The organism is Salipiger sp. HF18 (assembly GCF_011806505.1).
GTDB lineage: Bacteria > Pseudomonadota > Alphaproteobacteria > Rhodobacterales > Rhodobacteraceae > Salipiger > Salipiger thiooxidans.
Genome location: NZ_JAATOS010001000.1, coordinates 1 through 514, shown reverse-complemented (window position 1 = coordinate 514; position 514 = coordinate 1). Strand labels below are relative to the sequence as shown.

At 75.5% G+C, this 514-nt stretch carries 1 protein-coding gene; it reads left to right on the top strand.

What is annotated here, in order from left to right:
* The first annotated feature begins 56 nt into the window (after window positions 1-56).
* Window positions 57-437, top strand: a complete 381-nt coding sequence (locus tag HC022_RS28485) for a hypothetical protein (protein WP_167454588.1) — start codon at window positions 57-59, stop codon at window positions 435-437.
* Window positions 438-514 lie beyond the last annotated feature (77 nt).

Below are 514 nucleotides of genomic sequence, written 5' to 3'. Positions count from 1 at the left end.
GCGCAGATCTCGGCGCGTTACGGACCAGGGCCCTTTGCCCGGCTGGAGCTGGTCGCATGAGGCCGGTGCTGCACACCGACTTGATCACCGCCGCCAGCGCGCTCCTGACGGTGCCGCGGGGCCAGCGCTGGCGCGCCGCGCGGGATCTGGTGATGCAGGCAGACGCCGCCGACCGCTACCGCCAGCGCACCGGCAAGGCGCACCCGGACTGGGGCAACGGCACGCTCATGGCGGCGGCGCTGGCGCGCGGCGTGGCGCCCGAGCGGCGCCCCGACGATCCGGACTACGCCGAGGCGCTGATCCTCGTGCTCGAGGCGCTGCGGATCTGGCGCCTGCGCAAACGGCTCCGCCGCGAGGGGCGGCTTGGCCCGCTGCGGTTCTCGGCGCCCGAGACGATGCCGGGCGGGGACGCGGCGGGTGAAAGCCGCGGGGCCTGACGCCGCGAACGACAAGCGACGGCCCGGGCCACGATCCCGGCCGCCGCCTGCATTGGCGCGGATCCATTCGGTTCCGT